The 14665-nt window shown below is 54.8% G+C and carries 13 protein-coding genes; 6 read left to right on the top strand and 7 right to left on the bottom strand.

Going from position 1 to position 14665, the window contains the following annotated elements; genetic code table 11:
* From AB3U87_RS18265 to AB3U87_RS18255, 3 genes are all read right to left on the bottom strand, one after another.
* Positions 1–852 (bottom strand): sugar ABC transporter permease, encoded by an 852-nt coding sequence (locus AB3U87_RS18265; protein ID WP_394150019.1) that lies wholly within the window; start codon positions 850–852, stop codon positions 1–3.
* A gap of 10 nt (positions 853–862) precedes the next feature.
* Positions 863–2140 (bottom strand): carbohydrate ABC transporter permease, encoded by a 1278-nt coding sequence (locus tag AB3U87_RS18260; RefSeq protein ID WP_301289828.1) that lies wholly within the window; start codon positions 2138–2140, stop codon positions 863–865.
* 72 nt (positions 2141–2212) lie between these two features.
* On the bottom strand, positions 2213–3433 hold the full coding sequence (locus AB3U87_RS18255) for an extracellular solute-binding protein (protein WP_253459121.1): 1221 nt from the start codon (positions 3431–3433) through the stop codon (positions 2213–2215).
* A 327-nt stretch (positions 3434–3760) separates the two neighbouring features.
* On the opposite strand from AB3U87_RS18255, the gene AB3U87_RS18250 reads away from it, so the two are divergent.
* Positions 3761–4879, top strand: coding sequence for an ABC transporter ATP-binding protein (locus AB3U87_RS18250; RefSeq protein ID WP_253459119.1), 1119 nt, complete (start codon positions 3761–3763; stop codon positions 4877–4879).
* A gap of 256 nt (positions 4880–5135) precedes the next feature.
* Entirely contained in the window at positions 5136–5489 is a 354-nt protein-coding gene (locus tag AB3U87_RS18245; RefSeq protein ID WP_253459116.1) for a hypothetical protein, read from the top strand.
* Between the two features lie 88 nt (positions 5490–5577).
* On the opposite strand, the gene AB3U87_RS18240 is transcribed toward AB3U87_RS18245, so the two are convergent.
* Genes AB3U87_RS18240 through AB3U87_RS18225 form a run of 4 tightly spaced genes read right to left on the bottom strand, consistent with a single transcriptional unit; the run spans position 5578 to position 9455 of the window.
* Positions 5578–6519, bottom strand: a complete 942-nt coding sequence (locus AB3U87_RS18240; protein WP_394150016.1) for a sugar phosphate isomerase/epimerase family protein — start codon at positions 6517–6519, stop codon at positions 5578–5580.
* Positions 6520–6564: 45 nt separating this feature from the next.
* Positions 6565–6999, bottom strand: a complete 435-nt coding sequence (locus AB3U87_RS18235; RefSeq protein ID WP_253459110.1) for a PTS mannitol transporter subunit IIA — start codon at positions 6997–6999, stop codon at positions 6565–6567.
* A gap of 19 nt (positions 7000–7018) precedes the next feature.
* Entirely contained in the window at positions 7019–8029 is a 1011-nt protein-coding gene (locus AB3U87_RS18230) for a Gfo/Idh/MocA family protein (protein ID WP_253459107.1), read from the bottom strand.
* Between the two features lie 16 nt (positions 8030–8045).
* Entirely contained in the window at positions 8046–9455 is a 1410-nt protein-coding gene (locus AB3U87_RS18225) for a sugar porter family MFS transporter (protein ID WP_369896956.1), read from the bottom strand.
* A 673-nt stretch (positions 9456–10128) separates the two neighbouring features.
* Between AB3U87_RS18225 and AB3U87_RS18220 the strand changes: the two genes are divergently transcribed.
* From AB3U87_RS18220 to pmrB, 4 genes are all read left to right on the top strand, one after another.
* A complete protein-coding gene (locus tag AB3U87_RS18220) occupies positions 10129–11031 on the top strand; it encodes an AraC family transcriptional regulator (protein ID WP_394150013.1) in 903 nt (300 codons plus the stop codon).
* A gap of 91 nt (positions 11032–11122) precedes the next feature.
* Positions 11123–12763, top strand: a complete 1641-nt coding sequence (gene eptA, locus AB3U87_RS18215; RefSeq protein WP_394150011.1) for a phosphoethanolamine transferase EptA — start codon at positions 11123–11125, stop codon at positions 12761–12763.
* A complete protein-coding gene (gene pmrA, locus AB3U87_RS18210) occupies positions 12760–13431 on the top strand; it encodes a two-component system response regulator PmrA (protein WP_301252682.1) in 672 nt (223 codons plus the stop codon). The genes eptA and pmrA overlap by 4 nt, the downstream gene beginning before the upstream one ends.
* A complete protein-coding gene (pmrB, locus tag AB3U87_RS18205) occupies positions 13424–14494 on the top strand; it encodes a two-component system sensor histidine kinase PmrB (RefSeq protein WP_253459093.1) in 1071 nt (356 codons plus the stop codon). Before pmrA ends, pmrB begins: the two co-directional genes overlap by 8 nt.
* Positions 14495–14665 lie beyond the last annotated feature (171 nt).

Raw genomic sequence — 14665 nt, 5'->3', positions numbered from 1 at the left:
TTATCCTTTGGTGCCGCCTGAGGTCAGGCCGGAGACGAAGTATTTCTGCAGTGCCAGATAAAAGACGGCGACCGGCAGCGCAATCAGCACCGCGCCTGCCGCGTAGGTGGTATAGCTGGCGCCCATCTTTTGCGACACCAGGTTATAAAGGCCAATCGGCAGCGTGAATTGCTCGGGGGTACGCAGGATGGTGCTGGACAGGATAAAATCACCCAGCGGCCCGGTGAAGGAGAACAGCGCCACCACCGCCAGGATCGGCTTCGACAGCGGCATAATAATCTCCACAAAGATACGGAAGTTGCCCGCGCCGTCCATGCGTGCCGATTCATCCAGATCTTTAGGGATAGAATCGAGATAGCCCTTCATCAGATAAGTGTTCATCGGGATCATGCCGCCCACGTATATCAGCACCAGCGCAATATGGCTGTTAATCAGCCCCAGCAGCTGCGACAGCACGAAAATAGCGATTAGCGCGGAAAACTGCGGGATCATCTGCAGCAGCAGAAACAGCATCAGCCCGTTTTGCCGTCCTTTGAAGCGAAAGCGCGAAAAGGCATAGGCCGTACAGCTGACGCTGAGCAGGGTCAACACCATGGTCAGGAAGCTGATTTTCATCGAGTTCCAGTACCAGGTCAGGTAAGGCACGGTGCCGTTGAACAGGTTGCGATAGTGCTGCAACGAGGCGTTTTCCGGGATGATCGAGCTGCTGAGCAGGCTATTGCCGGCGTTCAGCGACGCGCCTACCGTCCAGATCAGCGGATAAATAATAATGGTCGAGACCACTAACACCACCAGCCAGGTCAACGACAGGCGCACCCATTTTTCGCGTTTAATACTCACGGACTTCGCCATAATTGCTTCCTTACGCCATCTCATCTTGTTTAAACGATCGGGTTGCGCGGAACTGCCACAGCGCAAGACCCACCACGAAAATCGACAGCAAAATAGTGATGGTGGCGGCGATAGCGTACTGCGACGACGACATGGTGAGCTTGTAGATCCATGACACCAGGATATCGGTCCCGCCAGCGTTCGATCCCGCTACCGCCGGCCCGCCGTTGTTAAACAGGTAGATAATGTTGAAATTATTAAAGTTGAAGGTGTACTGGGTGATGATGATCGGCGCAATGGCGTAGAGCACCAGCGGCAGCGTGATGGTTTTCAGCCGCGTCCACGCGCTGGCGCCGTCCATGATCGCCGCCTCGTAGAGATCGTCGGGGATCGCCTGCAATACGCCGGTGGTCATGGCGAAGACAAACGGAAAGCCGAGCCAGGTCTGCATCAGGATCAGCGCGGTTTTACTCCAGAAGGGATCGGTCATCCACGCCTTCGGCGCAATCCCAAAGAAATGGAGAATGGCATTGTTGATCACGCCAAAGCTGTCGTTGAACATACCGGCAAACACCAAAATAGTGACAAAGCCCGGCACCGCCCACGGCAGGATAAAAATAGTGCGGATAAGCGGCTTAAAGCGCAGGTCTTTCTGGTTGACCAGGATCGCCAGCATGACGCCGACGCTACACTGTAGCGTGGTGGCCAGCAGCGTCCACACCACCGTCCACTGCAGCACGTCCAGGAAAGTGGAGCGCCAGATCGACAGGGTGAAAATATTAACGAAGTTTTTGAAGCCGACCCAGTCCACCAGCTTCGCCGGCGGCGTGTGATAGAGGTTATAGTTGGTGAAGGCGATGGCGAAACCAAACAGGATCGGAAACACCACCACAAACACCAGCAGGATAAAGCCGGGCGAAATCATCAGGTAGGGAAAGCCGTCACGCAGCAGCAGCTGATACTGCTGGCGCACGCTGTTCAGCGGCTGATGGTTATCGCGCTTTGCGCCGTTAAGCCAGGCATCGCGCACCGACAGCGCCCAAATCGCCACCCCAAAGGCAACGATAAGCACGCTGATAATGCCCTCCGCCAGCAGAAAGATCGAGTTATCGCGCGGCACCTCTTCGCCCAGCGTATAAAGCCCCCACAGCCCCTCGCGGAGAAAATCGTGGAAGACGCCGGTAAAGCTGCACAGCAAAACCAGAAAGCAGAGCCCTTTGGCCCACTGGCGGTGATAAAACTGGCCGCAGCCAGGCAGCAGCGCCAGCAGCGCGCCGGTCGTCGCATGGCGGCGCGGACGCTTAGGCATCGCCAGCTTTTCATCGGAAGAAATAGTCACACCCGGATCCTTATCCTGTGCGGGTTGCCCCGCGAACCTGCATTACTGGTTACTGGCCTGCATCGCTTCGATCTGCATTGAAATTTGCTTCACGGCGTTATCCAGCGCGGCCTTCGGTTCCTGCTTGCCGGAAACGCTCAGCTCCAGCGCGGCATTGGCCGGGCCCCAGACTTCCTGCATCTCCGGCACGCCCGGCATCGCGGAGGCGCGGGTCGCCTGCACCGCTACCGCATTCGCTTTCTCATCGTTTTTGATGATCGGATCGTTCATCAGCGCGGTCACCGGCGGGATCTCCTGCGTCTTCTGATAGCGTTCTTTCGCATACTGCGGCTGGTTGATAAAAGTGATGAACTTCTGCGCCAGCGCCCGATCTTTACTCCAGGTCGACACCACATAGCCTTTTACGCCCAGGAACGAGCTCATCGGCTTGCCGTTGGGCAGCAGCGGCAGCGGCGTTACGCCATAGTTGATGCCCGCCGCCTGATAGGGCTGGAAGGCCCACGGCCCGTTGATAACCGCCGCGGCTTTTTTCTCGGTAAACAGTGAGTCGATAGCATTCAGGCCGTTGTCGCCCATAATGCCGCTCGGCAACAGTCCTTCGCTGAAGAAGCGCTTGAGGTAAGTAACTGCTTCAACGCTGCCGGGCGTATTTAACCCGACATCCTGGGTCGCGAGCGCGCCCTTGCCGTCTTTGCCAAAGATGTAAGCGCCCATTGGCGACATAACGCCCCAGCTGTAGTAAAGCTGGTCGAACTTCGCCAGCAGGCCGTATTGCTGCGCCGCGCGCTGCTTCTGAGAGAAAGCGCGATATTCATCCAGCGATTTCAGCGGTGACGGCAGCAGATCCTTGTTGTAAATCAGCACCAGCGTTTCCACCGCCTTCGGGATGCCGTAAACCACCTTATCGTGCACAAATGCCGCCATGGCCGATGGCGTGTAGGCCGCCTGCTCTGCCGCCGCGACGTTCAGCGGTGCCAGCAGCCCCTGCACTACCGCGCTGCCAAGCTGATCGTTAGGGATCACCAGCACGTCCGGGCCGATGCCGGCCGGGCCATCAAGCCGTAATTTTTCGATCTGCTGGGCGAACGGCATTTCCTGCACCTTCACCTCAACGTTAAATTGCTTTTGAAAATCGACGATCGCCGTTTTGATGCCGTCCGATTTTTTAATATCTTCCCAGACGGTGAGCTGTGGTGCGGCCCAGGCCGCCTGATTCAGCATCAGGGCTGACAGAAGAAGCGTAACGCCAGTTTTGATTCTCATTAAAGACCCCATGTGAAGGTATGACATTTCAAACTAAAAGATGCTGAAATCATGTGCGCAGTTCGCGGTTTTCCTCGGCTTTCACAATCTATAAAGCAGGAACGACGTATCGCATTGTGGGCTTAAGCTACGCGTAACTTCCGTCGTGCTCCAGCCCCTTCGCATCAATGTGTGATCGGTATTACAGAAATCAACAACAGCGATAGGGCGTGCATCAGGGCGGCGTTATAGTCAAAGCAGGCACCATCAGGGCTGACGTGAAGTGCTCGTAATTGTTATACGTACTACATACTTCCACAGCCAAACCTTTTCGCCATGAGGATCCGCATGTCCAGCATCAGACTGAGAAACGTCACCAAACGCTTTGGAAAAACAGAAACGCTGAAAAATATCGAGCTTGATATTGAGGCGGGCGAGTTTGCCGTTTTTGTCGGCCCTTCCGGCTGCGGTAAATCCACCCTGCTGCGGCTGATTGCCGGACTGGAGGAGATCAGCGACGGCGAGATTTTAATTGGCGATGAGGTGATGAATGACGTTGCGCCCGCTCATCGCGGCGTGGCGATGGTCTTTCAGTCCTATGCGCTCTATCCGCATATGACGGTGGCGGAGAATATCGGCTACGGCCTGAAGGTTAACGGCGTGCCGAAAGCGCAGGTTCAGCATCAGGTTGAGATGGTGTCGAAAACGCTGCAGCTTGCCCACCTTCTCGACCGTAAACCGAAGCAGCTCTCCGGCGGGCAGCGCCAGCGCGTCGCTATCGGTCGCGCTATCGTGCGCAACCCACGCGTGTTTATGTTCGATGAGCCGCTCTCGAACCTGGACGCGGAACTGCGCGTCGATATGCGGCTGCACATTGCCAAACTGCATCAGGAACTGAAAACCACCATGGTCTATGTCACCCACGACCAGATCGAGGCGATGACGCTGGCGGATAAGATCGTGGTAATGAACTACGGCAAGGTGGAACAGGTCGGATCGCCGATGGCGCTCTACTATAATCCGGTAAACCGCTTTGTGGCGGGCTTTATCGGCTCGCCGAAAATGAATTTTCTGCCGGCGCGCGTGCAGCAGTGCGGCACCGGCGGACTGATCGCCAGTATCAATGAGGGCGAGCATACGCTACAGCTGCCGCCGCCGGTGCGCCAGCTGCAGCCGGGCGACGCCATTACGCTGGGCATTCGTCCAGAGCAGCTGCAGATTGGCGGCGACGCGCCGCTGCATCTCAATTTCCATTGCGAAGTGGTTGAACGGCTTGGCAACAATACTTATCTGTTTGGCCAGGGCCACGGCCACGACGGCTTCAAGATGCTGCTGCCGGGCGACGTGCATTTCCGCCCTTATCAACATCTACAGCCCGGGTTTTACCCCCATCACTGCATGGTGTTTGATGCCGAGGGAACCCGCATCAGCGCCGATATCGCCATGCCGCAGGTACGTGCCGCCTGATCGATATGATACCGCCCTCTTTCCGTTCGGCCCTGCCGGACGGATACTTTGTGTTCGTCAGTATCCGGCCCCACTTTCTCGCTGCTGCAATCCTTCTCTTTATCCCTGCGTAAGCGCTTTTTAACCGCCATTCCACCGGTAAAGCAGCAAAATCGCCCGCTTCAGCTATGCTCAAATACAGGTTATTCCTAAGGCGGGGCGTCATTTGCCGTGCCATGCTTAACTACACAACGGATCAATGTTTGGTGAGGAAATCATGAAAAAAACGATTATTGCACTTTCTGCCCTGCTGCTGGCTTCTCCTGTTTTTGCCGCCACACACGCAACGGACGACACCGTAGCCGCCGCTAACGAAGGCGCCAACACGGCAAAAGAGAAACTGCACCAGACCCAGAATGAAGGCAAAGAGCTGAAGCTGAAGTCTGAACACGCGGCGGAAGGCAAAAGCCACGACACCACCAGCAAAATCAGCGAAGGCACGCAGAAAACCTGGCATAAGACCAAAGAAGGTACCGAAAAAGGTTGGGATGCAACCAAAGAAGGCACTGAAAAAGGCTGGAATAAGACCAAAGAAGGCGCCAGCGATCTGAAAAAGAAAGTCACTGAGTAATCGCTTATCGTGATCGAGTTGAAGGCCGCTTATGCGGCCTTTTCTTTTATGGCTCTACAGGGTTTCACAGACTGATGGGGAGCGAACGCTAGCGGCTGATGCTGGCATTCAGCGCCTCAATTGACGTTTGCAGCCCGGCCTCAACGCTCATCGTCAAATCTTCCATTTCCAGCGCGACATAGTCGTTGTAGCCGGTCATGCGCAACACGGAGAAAAACTCCTTCCACCACAGTAAATCTTTCCCGCAGCCCACCGCTACATAGTTCCAGGTTCTGGATTTCGTTTCCGTTACCGGCTGCGTTTCCATCAGTCCATCAATATCCGCCAGACCGCGCTCAATGCGCGCATCTTTGCCGTGCACGTGGAACACCGCGCCTTCCAGCTTTCTGGCGGCGGCGATCGGATCGGCACCCATGGCGATCAGATGCGAAGGATCAAGGTTGATCCCTATCATCTCATCTACCGCACTACGTAGCTTAAGCAGCGTCGACGCGTTGTAAACCAGCTGGCTCGGAAAGGCTTCTATAGCAATTTTCTCAATGCCGTGCCGACGCGCATGCTGCACAAATTTTTTCCACCAGGGAATAGCCACCTCTTCCCACTGGTAAGCCAGCACGCCAGGCATATAGTCGGGCCACGACACGGTTGAAGCGATCCAGTTTGGGATTTTATCTTCCGGGCCGCCGCCCGGCAGGCCGCTCATCATCACAATCTTTTTCACGCCCAGCCTGGCCGCCAGCTCAATGGTTTTGTAGCTGCTGTTGCTATGCCTTTCCCCCAGCTCGCCTGGCGCCAGCGGATTGCCTGAACAGTTCAGCGCCACGATCTCCATATCGCGCCGTTCCAGTTCATGACGGAAAGCGGCCAGCTTTTCCGCAGAGGCCAGCAGCTCATCGGTTGGCACATGCGGACAGGGCGACCAGCCGCCTGCCGTCATCTCCACGCCGTAAATCCCGTAGCTTTTTACCCGATCCAGCATTTCGCCAAATGACAAATTTGCCAGGACGTCCGTACAAAGTGCAAGTTTCATGGGTGATCCTTAATTCATCAGGTCTGGATTGCGCTGTCGGCCTGTTTAAAATTCCGGCTTTACAAACAGCGTAATAAAATCGGTTTTGCTGGTTGCCTGCGCCAGCAGCGTGCTTTTCCATTCGTTGCTAAACAGGTCAGCGATATCGGCGATAACCTGGATATGCTCGTTTTGCTTCGCCGCTACCGCTACCACGATAAAGGCGATCTTGCCCTTCCCCCAGTTCACGCCCTGTGGAAACTGAAAAACCTGAAAGCCGGTTTTAATCACCAGATCGATGCGCTCTTTAGCGCAGTGCGGCAGAGCAATCCCCGCGCCCAGATAAGTCGATACGCTGCTTTCCCGCGCCAGCATGGCATCAAAGAAGCCATGCTTTACGTAGCCGCCCTGCTCCAGCGCTGCGGCTGCCTGACGGATCGCCTCTGTTTTTGACGAGGCCTGGCAGTCGAGAAAAAGGTCGTCCTGCGAAAGTGCCAGCATAGTCGGTTCCTGTTAATGATTAGCGGTAGAGCGCCGGACGCGGCGGCACGGTGACTTCGTGTTTTAAGCCATCCTGCAATGAAGCGAGTCCCGCATCGCACACCAGCGCAACGACGTAACCGTCCCAGCAAGACGGCCCGCTCATCTCTCTGCCGCTGCTGATATTGTCGATAAAGTTCTGCACCTCCCGATCGTAGGCAGTGGCAAAGCGTTCCATACAGGTTTTGGCGATAGGGTATCCGGCGCCGCTGACGGATCGCTTCACGGTTAGCGCCTGTTCTGTCAGGCTGGCGATAGCATTTTCCCCGATAACTTCACACTGGATGTCGTAACCGTAGTTGCAGTTAACAAACAGTTCGTCATCGATGCGCACGCCCGATTCCGTTTCAAAAATCACCATCAGCGGATCCTGCAAATGCGGCAGCGCGCGGCTGGTTTTTTTACGCGGTATATCGACGCGTACCGAAACAATGTTTTCGTTAAGCAGGTAGCGGATGATGTCGATTTCATGGGTTGCTGAATCGTTAATCGCCATTTCCAGCGTATAGCTCTCCGGTACGGAAGGATTGCGGTGCGCACAGTGCATCAGCAGGATATCGCCCAGCTCGCCGGCATCGATGCTCTTTTTCAGTTCGATATAGCCGGGATCGAAGCGACGCATAAAGCCCAGCTGTAGCAATCGTTTACCGTATGCCGTTTCCGCATCGATAATGGCTTTCGATTCTTCAGCGGTCGGCGTCAGCGGCTTTTCGCAAAATATTGGCTTGCCGACTTTGATGGCGGCCAGGATCTGTTCCTTGTGCACAGGGCCGACAGAACAAATAAAAATGGCGTCCACGCTTTCTGAATGAATCATCTCAATAGCGTCATAATAAGCGGTGGCCTGGTACTGCTTCGCCAGCGTATCCGCTACGCCGCTATTGATATCGCACACCGCCGTGACTCTGGCGTTATTAATTACTGTACTGAAGCGTTGCAGATGATCGCGGCCAATCATGCCCAGGCCAATGAGTCCGATATTTACTGGCATTGCGTTTACCTCACTTTTAAAAGCGGAATTTATTTTCAATCTGTTCTAAGGTCAGCCCGCGCGTTTCGGGCAGAAATTTAACCAGCAGGATCAGCATCACGACATTGGTCGCCGCGAAGAAGCCAAAGGTCATGCCGCCGCCATAGTGATGCAGCAGCAGCGGGAAGATGGACTGGATAATAAAGTCGAAGATCCACAGGCCGAACACGGCGATACCCATGCCAAGGCCGCGCATCCGCAGCGGATAGATTTCCGCCAGCATCAGCCAGAAAACCGGCGCTATCCAGCCCTGCATAAAGACCAGAAACAGCAGCATCAGACCCAGGATGATGTAGCTTGCGCTCGCAAAATCGGCATGCAGACTCTCCACGCCGTTTTGGATTTCGGTATGGAAGAAAAGCTTAAAGGAGAGTCCGATCAGCACCAGGCTCAGGGTGACGCCAGCCTGCCCGGTGAAAAAGATTTTTCTGCGCGAGTGTTTGCCAATCAGCACCATGCCCAGCAGCGTTGCGAGGATGGAGACCACGCCGTTGGCCACCGCGCCGGTGACCGCGGCCGCATCGCCCAGACCAGTAGCTTTCAGCACTGTCGGCGCGTAATACATGATGGTATTGACGCCCGTCACGCGTGTGGCCAGCACGATCATCAGGCCAATCAGAATCAGCTGGATAACCCAGGGTTTTTTCAGCTCGGCAAAGATATTCAGCCGTGCCGTATCAATCTGGAGAATGCGCTGTATCTCTTTGACCTCACGATCGACCTCTTGCGGCAGACGGATGGTTTTCAGCACCTTTATGGCTTTATCGGTTTCGCCGTGGCGCAGAAGAAAGCGCGGTGATTCCGGCATCATCAGCATCCCGATCCACAGCAGTGCGCCGGGAATAGCCGGGATCGCCAGCATGATGCGCCAGTTATGCGACATATCGGGATAAAAATTAACGATACCGGCGTTCATCGAGTAGGCGAGGAACTGGCCGGTAACGATCATCAGCTCATTGACCGTAACCAGTCGCTCGCGCCGGGCTGGCCGCGCCAGTTCAGTGATGTAAACAGGTACGGTTACCGAAGCGCAGCCGACGGCCAGGCCAAGGACAAAGCGGGCGACGATCATGGAAGGGACATTCCAGGCGAAAGCCGTGCCCAGCGCGCCAATAATAAATATCGCCGCGACCCACAGCAGGTTTTTCCGCCGCCCCTGCTTATCGGATAAATAACCGCCGAACAGCGATCCCAACGCCGCGCCGAACAGCAAAAAGGAAGTAATAAAACCTTCCTGCACCGGCGTTAAATTAAAATCATATTTCATAAAAATTAATGCGCCGGAAATTACGCCGGTATCATAGCCGAAACATAATCCGCCGATAGTAGAGACCAGCGTAATAAAGCGCATTCGGTCGGGATTTTGCAGGTGACTTTTATTATACATAGGGTTTTCCGTCTGGTTTTAAGGAACGCCTTGCATCATTTTTTATAAACCGTTAATGGCTGTTGCCGCCGTTTAAAAACAATCCCAGGCTACAGCGGACAGAGAAAAGGGTATACCGAAGTGAAAGAAAAAGGCCATATAGAAAGATAACGAAAAATTCATACCGTGGTGGAGATCAATATTCCGCTTAAATTTTCCCATAGCGGGTGACAGCAATCACAAACTGATTTTAACGCGTTGACTTAGCAAGAATGAAGAGATTATTTCTACGCTTCCTTTTATTAAAAATAACAAGGAAGATAATATCTTACGGCATTAATTACGCTGGTAATCGGGGCGGCAATCAGGCTTTTATTCTGCCGTTTTGATGATTTTCGTCCTGTCGGTCAACATTAAAAAGCCATAGCGAAAAAGGGGATTTACCTTTTTGCCGACGGGATGGCGGTTGAACCTTTTATTTCAAAATGTGCTCAAAAAAGACTCGGCCGGTGCAACGGCAGCCGTTTTTGCTGGTTGATTGCGGCGGCATAAAGCAAAAACAGAGATTTTCTGGCCGACTATTTTTCTATATCCATTATCAATCAGCAGTTTATAGAAAAATAAAAACTAATTTTGATGATTACAGCCAGCGACTATTGATGTAAGAATAGTGATGAACGCCACGGGAGAAATTATGCTGACATTTTGCCTGAACGACTGCTCCGCCACGGGCGGCTTTGCAAACGGCATGCGGCCGCGTTTGCTGTTTATGTGCCGGGCCGACGGCATTGGCGCCGCCACGCCGCGCGTGATGCACCGTCATCAAGAGCGGTTTGAGCTGATGTTTATTATGCAGGGCAGCGGCACTTATCATATCGACGGGCGTCAGTATCAGGCGAAACAGGGCGATCTGCTGCTGTTTAATGCAGGCGTGCTGCATGACGAATGCCCGCACGCTACGGACGACCTGATGTTATTCAGCTGCGGCGTAGAACAGCTCAGTATTCACGGGCTGCCACTAAATCATTTAACGCCGCGCGGCCAGACGGCGATGATGCCGAGCGGCGTTTATTACGACGAAATCCGCCAGCTCTTTTTACAGATGTGGCAACATATCAACAGTAAAAAGTCCTACGCCAGCGAAACGGGCCACAGCTTATTGCAGGCGCTGCTGTTAATTTGTCGGACAATCTGGGCGGAGAAAAACGAAGTTAGCGATCCTGACGCACTGTCGCCAGGCCAGCGTATTAAAGATTTTATTGACGAACATTATAAAGACAATCTTGATTTCCGTTTAATTACGGCCGAACTGCAAATGAATCGTTTTTATCTGGCGCATCTGTTTAAAGCTTTTTCAGGTTATTCGCCTAAACAGTATCAGACCCGACGCAGGATCGGCGAAGCGCAGTCTTTATTACTCAGCACCGAACTGGGCGTAACGGAAGTGGCGAATGCGGTAGGCTATGACAACGTCAATAACTTTCATCGTATTTTTCATAATCTGGTAGGCATCCCGCCCGCTCGCTATAAAAAGTTCTGGTTAACTGGCGAGCTGAAAAATGTGCCGACGCCGGGCCAGCAGTCAGCAAGCGCATAGCGCGCCGGACGCGATTTCTTAAGGGCCTTAAGGTTTTCCTAACCTTTCACTGGCAGGCTGAGCCTCTCTTTTCTTGCTCCGGATTGCTGGTATGTCACTGATGCAGCTAAAAAGAGTGTCGCTGAGTCGACACCTTTTCCTGATCCTCTTTTCCGCCTACATTGCTTTGTTTCTGAATCTTGCCTTCTACCATCAGGTGCTGGCGGCCATGCCGCTTACCACGTTGCGCTGTACGCTGGTTTTCCTTTCTATGCCGCTGGTAGCGTTCAGCGTCATTAACATCGTGCTGACGCTGGCTTCGTTTCTGTGGCTGGACAGGCTGCTTATCGCCCTGTTTATCCTGGTTTCCGCTGCGGCTCAGTATTTTATCTGGAACTACAATATCGTTCTCGACCGCTCGATGATCGTCAATATGCTGGATACCACCGCGTCGGAGTCCTTTGCCCTGATGACGCCGCAGTTTGTTATCAGCCTGCTGCTTTCCGGCGTGCTGGCCGTCGTGCTGGCGTTCTGGATACGCTTCAAAACGCCGTCGGGCCTGTTGAGCAGCGTGGTACCGCGCGCTATCAGCCTGGCCGCCTCTGCCATGTTGATCCTACTGATAGCCCTGCTCTTCTATAAAGATTACGCCTCGCTGTTTCGCAATCATAAAGAGCTGGTGAAGTCGCTTAGCCCTTCCAACAGTATTGCCGCAACGCTTTCCTGGTATAAGCACAACCAGCTGACGCACCTGCCGCTGGTCAGGCTGGGAGAAGATGCGCATCAAAGCCCGCAAATGCTCAACAGCACGAAAAAAAGCCTGACCATTATTGTGCTGGGCGAAACCTCGCGCGCGGCGGATTTTTCGCTTTCCGGCTATTCGCACCAGACCAATCCCCTGCTGGCGAAAGATAACGTTATCTATTTCCCGCAGACCCTATCCTGCGGCACCTCTACGGCAGTGTCGGTGCCCTGCATGTTTTCCGGGATGCCGCGCACGCACTATGATGATGTGCTTGCCAGCCATCGGGAAGGCCTGCTGGATATCGTGCAGCGCGCGGGCCTGAGCGTGCTGTGGAATGAGAACGACGGCGGTTGTAAAGGCGCCTGTGACAGGGTGCCGCATCAGGATATGACGCGCCTGGATCTGCCTGGCGAGTGCATCGATGGCGAATGCTACGATGACGTGCTGTTTCACGGCCTGGATGACTATATCAACCAGCTGAAGGGCAACGGCATTATCGTGCTGCATACTATCGGCAGCCACGGCCCAACCTATTATCATCGCTATCCGGCGCAGTTCCGCCGTTTTGTGCCGACCTGCGATACCAACCAGATCCAGGACTGTTCCAGGGAGCAACTGGTCAACACCTACGACAATACCCTGCTCTATGTGGATTACATCGTCGATAAAGCCATTAACGTATTAAAATCACACCAGGATCGTTTTACCACCAGCCTGGTCTATCTTTCCGATCACGGGGAATCGTTGGGCGAAAACGGGGTCTATCTGCATGGTATGCCCTACGCGATAGCGCCGGAAGAGCAGAAGCATGTGCCGATGCTGATTTGGCTGTCGCCCGACTATCAGCAACGCCACGCGGTGGCTATGGACTGTATGAACAAACTGACGAAGAATAAGTGGTCGCAGGATAATCTGTTCTCTACGGTGCTGGGGCTGACCGGCACGGTGACGCGTGAGTATGTGCCTGGCGACGATATCCTGACGGCCTGTCGGAGCACAAATCGGTGAAAATTCTGGTGGTGGAAGACGATGCCCTGCTGCTACAGGGTTTGCTTATGGCGCTGGAAGGCGAAGGCTACGTTTGCGACGGCGTAAGCACCAGCCACGACGCACAGGCCGCGCTTGCCAGCGGCCTCTATAGCCTGCTGATCCTCGATTTGGGATTGCCGGACGAGGACGGCCTGCGCCTTTTGCTGCGCCTGCGCCGCCAGAAGAAAAAGTATCCCGTACTGATCCTCACCGCGCGCGATACGGTCGGCGACCGCATCACCGGACTGGACGCGGGCGCGGACGATTATCTGATCAAACCTTTTGCGCTGGAAGAGCTGCTGGCGCGCATCCGGGCACTGATCCGCCGCCATGTTAACCAGGGTGACAGCAGGCTGACTTTCGGCCAGCTGGCGCTGGATATGACGCATCGCCAGATCCATCTTGCCGACAGGCTGCTGGAGCTGACGCCGAAAGAGTACGCTATTCTGTCGCGGCTGATGCTTAAGGCCGGGCAGCCGGTGCATCGCGAAATCCTCTACAACGATATCTACAACTGGGAAACCGAGCCCTCCACCAACACGCTGGAGGTGCATATCCACAACCTGCGCGAAAAAATCGGCCGGTCGGCGATCCGCACCGTGCGCGGCTTTGGCTATGCCCTGATCAAGGCCGATACGAATGAGTAAATTTTTCTTTCAACGTCAAGGCAACACGATGCGCTTTCGCCTGCTGATGGCGGTTGGCCTGATTTTGCTGTTCTGCCAGGTGATTAGCGTGGCGTGGCTGTGGCACGAAAGCAAAGAGCAGATCCAGCTGCTGGTGGACGCGGCGCTGCATAATCATGACCAGCACAAGCACGTGGAAAAAGAGATCCATGAGGCCGTCGCCAGCCTGGCCGTGCCGAGCCTGATTATGATTACGCTCGCCCTGCTGCTCTGTTTCCAGGTGGTGAAATGGATCACGCGGCCGCTGTCTGAACTGCAAAAGCAGCTGGAAAACCGCAGCGAGGACGATCTCGATCCCATCAGCTGTGCCCGTTCGGTGCGGGAAGTGGATGCCGTTACCCAGGCTGTTAATCAGCTGATTACGCGTCTGACCACCAGTCTGGAGCGCGAACGCCTGTTTACCGCCGATGTCGCCCACGAGCTGCGCACGCCGCTGGCCGGACTACGGCTGCATCTGGAGCTGATAGAGAAAAAGCACGCCGTTAACGTGCGCCCTTTGCTCGAGCGTCTGGATCAGATGACCAACAGCGTCTCTCAGCTGCTCCAACTGGCGCGCGTCGGGCAATCCTTTACCGCCGGCAACTATCAGCAGGTTTCGCTGATGCGGGATGTGATCGCGCCGATGAGCCTGGAAATGCAGGCGATGCTGCAACAGCGTGGACAAACGCTGGAAGTGGCGGCAACGCAGGATGTCACGGTGCGCGGCGACGCCACGCTGCTGAGCGTCCTGCTGAGGAACCTGCTTGAGAATGCCCATCGCTACAGCCCAAAAGGCACCGTCGTGACCGTTCGCATTGAAAACGTTTCCGGCGCGGTGCTGGCGGTGGAGGATTGCGGGCCGGGCATTGACGAAAGCAAAAGCGGCGAGCTGAGCCGCGCTTTTGTACGGATGGACAGCCGTTACGGCGGCATCGGGCTGGGCCTGAGCATCGTCAGCCGCATTGCCCAGCTGCATAAGGCGCAGTTTTTCCTCGAAAATCGGCCGCAAACCGGCGGTTGTCGCGCCTCGGTAAAATTTTCCTGACGGCAGCTCAGGCGGCGAACCAAACCCGCAGAAAAGCCAGGATCACAAGGCCGCTGAAAATCACGGCGGTATATTCACTTAGCGGACGGCTGTGCGGCTGTTTCATAGTGTTCTCCTCAGGTTGGTGAGAAGAGTTTCCCGCAGGAATATTAAGGCAACATTAAGGGCGCG

The sequence above is a fragment of the Erwinia plantamica genome, assembly GCF_043420595.1.
Classification (GTDB): Bacteria; Pseudomonadota; Gammaproteobacteria; order Enterobacterales; family Enterobacteriaceae; genus Erwinia; species Erwinia aeris.
Note: the sequence above shows the minus strand (reverse complement) of the source record. Positions and strands in the feature narration are given on the sequence as shown.

Bases quoted from the DNA above. Each gene is read 5' to 3' on its own strand.
- AB3U87_RS18265 (WP_394150019.1), bottom strand. From the start codon at position 852: ATGGCGAAGTCCGTGAGTATTAAACGCGAAAAATGGGTGCGCCTGTCG.
- AB3U87_RS18260 (WP_301289828.1), bottom strand. From the start codon at position 2,140: ATGCCTAAGCGTCCGCGCCGCCATGCGACGACCGGCGCGCTGCTGGCG.
- AB3U87_RS18255 (WP_253459121.1), bottom strand. From the start codon at position 3,433: ATGAGAATCAAAACTGGCGTTACGCTTCTTCTGTCAGCCCTGATGCTG.
- AB3U87_RS18250 (WP_253459119.1), top strand. From the start codon at position 3,761: ATGTCCAGCATCAGACTGAGAAACGTCACCAAACGCTTTGGAAAAACA.
- AB3U87_RS18245 (WP_253459116.1), top strand. From the start codon at position 5,136: ATGAAAAAAACGATTATTGCACTTTCTGCCCTGCTGCTGGCTTCTCCT.
- AB3U87_RS18240 (WP_394150016.1), bottom strand. From the start codon at position 6,519: ATGAAACTTGCACTTTGTACGGACGTCCTGGCAAATTTGTCATTTGGC.
- AB3U87_RS18235 (WP_253459110.1), bottom strand. From the start codon at position 6,999: ATGCTGGCACTTTCGCAGGACGACCTTTTTCTCGACTGCCAGGCCTCG.
- AB3U87_RS18230 (WP_253459107.1), bottom strand. From the start codon at position 8,029: ATGCCAGTAAATATCGGACTCATTGGCCTGGGCATGATTGGCCGCGAT.
- AB3U87_RS18225 (WP_369896956.1), bottom strand. From the start codon at position 9,455: ATGTATAATAAAAGTCACCTGCAAAATCCCGACCGAATGCGCTTTATT.
- AB3U87_RS18220 (WP_394150013.1), top strand. From the start codon at position 10,129: ATGCTGACATTTTGCCTGAACGACTGCTCCGCCACGGGCGGCTTTGCA.
- eptA (WP_394150011.1), top strand. From the start codon at position 11,123: ATGTCACTGATGCAGCTAAAAAGAGTGTCGCTGAGTCGACACCTTTTC.
- pmrB (WP_253459093.1), top strand. From the start codon at position 13,424: ATGAGTAAATTTTTCTTTCAACGTCAAGGCAACACGATGCGCTTTCGC.